The organism is Zooshikella harenae, from assembly GCF_018837975.1.
Taxonomy (GTDB): domain Bacteria; phylum Pseudomonadota; class Gammaproteobacteria; order Pseudomonadales; family Zooshikellaceae; genus Zooshikella; species Zooshikella harenae.
Window position 1 is genome coordinate 1 of sequence record NZ_JAGSOY010000152.1, and the last position, 3,662, is coordinate 3,662.

General features: G+C 37.8%; 6 protein-coding genes. 2 read left to right on the forward strand and 4 right to left on the reverse strand.

The window, feature by feature from the left end; all coding sequences use genetic code 11:
* Positions 1–291: 291 nt before the first annotated feature.
* A complete protein-coding gene (locus tag KCG35_RS23915; protein ID WP_215822373.1) occupies positions 292–888 on the forward strand; it encodes a hypothetical protein in 597 nt (198 codons plus the stop codon).
* Between the two features lie 325 nt (positions 889–1,213).
* Entirely contained in the window at positions 1,214–1,402 is a 189-nt protein-coding gene (locus KCG35_RS23920; protein WP_215822374.1) for a hypothetical protein, read from the forward strand.
* Between the two features lie 124 nt (positions 1,403–1,526).
* On the opposite strand, the gene KCG35_RS23925 is transcribed toward KCG35_RS23920, so the two are convergent.
* Genes KCG35_RS23925 through KCG35_RS23940 form a run of 4 tightly spaced genes read right to left on the reverse strand, consistent with a single transcriptional unit; the run spans position 1,527 to position 3,529 of the window.
* On the reverse strand, positions 1,527–2,159 hold the full coding sequence (locus tag KCG35_RS23925) for an SMI1/KNR4 family protein (RefSeq protein WP_215822375.1): 633 nt from the start codon (positions 2,157–2,159) through the stop codon (positions 1,527–1,529).
* 14 nt (positions 2,160–2,173) lie between these two features.
* On the reverse strand, positions 2,174–2,671 hold the full coding sequence (locus KCG35_RS23930; RefSeq protein ID WP_215822376.1) for a protein-tyrosine phosphatase family protein: 498 nt from the start codon (positions 2,669–2,671) through the stop codon (positions 2,174–2,176).
* A 54-nt stretch (positions 2,672–2,725) separates the two neighbouring features.
* Entirely contained in the window at positions 2,726–2,980 is a 255-nt protein-coding gene (locus KCG35_RS23935; RefSeq protein WP_215822377.1) for a hypothetical protein, read from the reverse strand.
* Entirely contained in the window at positions 2,981–3,529 is a 549-nt protein-coding gene (locus KCG35_RS23940; RefSeq protein WP_215822378.1) for a suppressor of fused domain protein, read from the reverse strand.
* Between the last annotated feature and the right edge of the window lie 133 nt (positions 3,530–3,662).

Sequence of the window (3,662 nt, forward strand, 5' to 3'; positions counted from 1 at the left end):
GTATCGGCTGTTTTTTGTTCAGCTCAGGCGCGGCCCAACATCTATGGAGCTGTTTCAACCGTGTGTCCCCTGCTAACACTTTTATCGATCACACACTAAAAAGAAGCACTCAAATATACTTTTCTTGGCACCCAATGCTACTTTGTAAACGCGACTTATATCTTTTCTACTTCGCGTATAATAATTATCCCTTCAAACATTAATCCTACACCGTAATCAGGCAGAGTTTAAAAATTAACAATGTATAGAATTCTTTGTATATTAATTACCCCCTTTGTTTTATGTTCATGTGTGACGAGTAAATTATGGGAGGGCTATAACTCTCTAGATGAGTACAAAAGTATTAGTTTTATGCAAAGCCATTCCTTTGCTGTTTCTGTATTAGATGACGATAAAATTGCTATTTTACCAAATAAGAACACCTTAAACGATACAGATAAATCGAATTTAATCAGTGATTTGGCCGTTATTTATAGATTTAAAAAAGAAGATTATTCGAAAATAAAAAATAAAATAAAAAATGTAGAAATCTCTGAAATATTATACATATCCGTAAAAGGAAAAAGCGTATCCGCATCAGGTGGTGAGTTTAACATCACGCTTACAGACGGTCGTTTAATAAGGCCAATATATGTTGATACAACGTTAACCAAGCGTTCAAAAAATGAGCTTATTATTGACCATGATGCTGTAAACTTTGAAAGAGAAGTTTTTATTGATAAAAGGCAAACAACAGACCTCTCATTTTTATATCGTGTTCCATTGACTCCTTTAGCTTTATCAGCTGATTTAGTTATGGACGTTGGTATGGCTGCTGTATCGGTCGTTGCAGTACCCGCATTGGTCGTATATTTTGCTTTAGCTTGTTCTTTAAGTCGTTGTAATTAGTCCCTTTACACTGTCATCTCAGCCCGCTAGTTTCAACATTGAATTTTCTCTCACACCGCAGCTGAGATCATATGTATTAACTAACCTCTACCTTTTACCTTTGCGAACAACAGGCATGGAAAAGTCATTAGTATTAGCGTGTTTTTAAACATTTTATTGAGAACACACGGTTAACTCATTCAAACCAGGTACATTAATCAGATTAGGATCCTCTTCAAATAATGCTGCACCTAGGATTAGTTTCAATAATGCACTGATACACCTTACAACAGCAGGCTTCTCCCTTTTTGTGTATAATGCTTGGTCAATCTACGCAGGAGCGCTCATGGCACGTAAAAAGCAAGACGAAGTATCAAGTGAAACCCGTCAGAAAAGCATTGACGATCAAGTGGCGGCCTTCCTTAAAGCAGGCGGAGAAATCCAAGAAATACCCAAAGGTAAAAGCGGCATAGTACAAGGCAATAACACTCGCATAGGCATAGTGCTTGGCAACCCTTCTGCACAGAAAAAATAGCTAAGTGCTATAATTTGTACTGACTCGTATCTGATCTGACACGACCCTCTTTTTTCAGGTGTCTGTCAGGTTAAATTTGAGTCAGTACACATTAGCTCAGCTTTAGAAGCGTCCCTACTTTTTTCTAGTCAATAATATTAAACTTGATTTGTGCACCATCAGGTAGATTATGTATTTGATGAGCTAAATTACCCCTGCTTCTCATACCGCTTACTGCATTAATTGCTGTTAAGTTTTCAACGGAAAACTCGCCGCGACACACAAATGGAATCTTTGGCATTAACCGCTGACTATCAGCAAGTTTGCCATTCTTAACTTGCCATTGATGAGCTAATGGATAACCAGTAATTGTATTATAATCACCAAGTATTTCTTCAGCCCATCCACTAAAGTCATCAGCGAAATCTTCAAAATCACCTGTTTCAGGATCAAAAATAAATATCTTATTGTCCTTTATACAAAATTGTCCGCCAAAAATATCCTCTGCAAAAAATAGGCAGCCTTCAGCCAATCCTTTATAGTGACTAATCCATAGGTCTTGATCATTCCAACTAATCAGGTTCATTTCATCTTCTGGAGAACTGGCAGGGAAAATATGTAATGCCCCTTCAAACGCATAAAATCCGTTCTTTTGGCTTAGTAAGCTTATTAACTCGTTAGCCAAGGTTCCAGCCTGTGGCACATCAATTGGAGCCAGTTTAACTGGCTCACTACTCAGTGGGTTACTTGAAATTGAGATTAACTTTTTAATAGACATAAATTAGGTAAGAGCTAATTCTGAATTTTTGACTGATTATTTATCAGCCATTCCTCTTGCTCTACTGTATCTGGCACTTTAACATTTCTAGCCGTGGAAACTAGGTTAAATGCCTCAGTAGCGGTCATCCCTGTATGCAGTAAAGTAGCAGCGGCTAATAGCCCACTTCGGCCTATTCCTGCTCTACAGTGAATCACTACACTCTTACCTTCACACAGGTACTTGTACAACTGAGTAGATAAGTCTTTCACTGGTTCAACTAAGCTAGGAAGCCCTCTATCAGGAATAGCTAACCTTATAAAGTCTATGTTGTATTTTTGGCAATAATTTGGCTCATGATCTAACACCAACTCTTGGATTTCAGAGTTCTCCAAAAGTGAAACAATAACTGATACCTCATTACGTGCTAGATAACTTATGTCATCTTCTAAGCAGTCACCACCTGTAGGTCTGCCCATCACAGCAAGAAAACTAGTTTCTTTATTTAATACTTCAAAAACTCTAGGGAACATAGTTTTTCCTAAGCTGATGACTGCCGTTTACAGGTTTATTCCTAAAATTATTCTTTAGTCATCATACCGGTACTTAGTACGAAGCCAAGTGTTTTCTGGTGACTCCCTTTCTGCCTCCCAGCCATCAGGCAGGTCACTTAACTGGTTTAAAGAAGGGTCACGTTCTACCAAGTGCCCCTCACTTGTATGGTCTCCGTAACCACAAAGGCACTGCCATTCACCATCCTCATGAATCACCAACAAAATGGGCCTTGTTTTTTGAAAAACATGTGGGCAGACAAAAACACCTAGATTTGACTTAAAGCTCATTTATACAACAGGTTCTCTGTTCATCGAAAATAAATCAGGGTTTTTATCATCTAGTAAACCTTCAAATTTACTCCAACCATTTTGATGTATAAAGTCAGCTTCCTGGTTAAAAATAGGTATTAATAAGACAATTATGACTGGGGGCTTAGATCCACTAAACTCAGAAAAATCATCATCCCAAAAGATAGGAATAGAGCAGTAAAGTGCATCAAAACCAAGCTGTGAAGCTAGTTCACTGGGTAATTTTACAACCTGCCCACGAAGCAAAGCCTTATGGTCATCCAAAATTGATTCACATACAAATAAAATATTATTAACGATAGTTGGGGATGAAAAACCGTCATTTACAGCCATTATCAACTCATGACGAATACTCTTTGTGTCAGAAATGCTTAGAACATGACGATTCAAACCTAATGATAAATAGCTATTTACGCCTTTAAAAGGTGTATTGCAGAAAGAAGCGACCTGTAGGCCGCTTCCTGTTGAGTCTTTCCAACCTTGGTTTATTGTACCCAAGAATTTTTCAGCATGATCAATGATATTCATTCTTAATCACTTATTAGTTATCTGCTCGATTACAACCTCTACAGCGCAATCCAACATCTCTATTATATTCGTCTAAAACGCCTTTTCGATCTAAACCAGTTAAGTCTCTATCCTTCCATTTAGGGTTATGGTC

What these genes read in the sequence shown, in the direction of transcription:
- KCG35_RS23940 (WP_215822378.1), bottom strand. Translation starts at nt 3,529, where the DNA reads ATGAATATCATTGATCATGCTGAAAAATTCTTGGGTACAATAAACCAA.
- KCG35_RS23925 (WP_215822375.1), bottom strand. Translation starts at nt 2,159, where the DNA reads ATGTCTATTAAAAAGTTAATCTCAATTTCAAGTAACCCACTGAGTAGT.
- KCG35_RS23930 (WP_215822376.1), bottom strand. Translation starts at nt 2,671, where the DNA reads ATGTTCCCTAGAGTTTTTGAAGTATTAAATAAAGAAACTAGTTTTCTT.
- KCG35_RS23935 (WP_215822377.1), bottom strand. Translation starts at nt 2,980, where the DNA reads ATGAGCTTTAAGTCAAATCTAGGTGTTTTTGTCTGCCCACATGTTTTT.
- KCG35_RS23920 (WP_215822374.1), top strand. Translation starts at nt 1,214, where the DNA reads ATGGCACGTAAAAAGCAAGACGAAGTATCAAGTGAAACCCGTCAGAAA.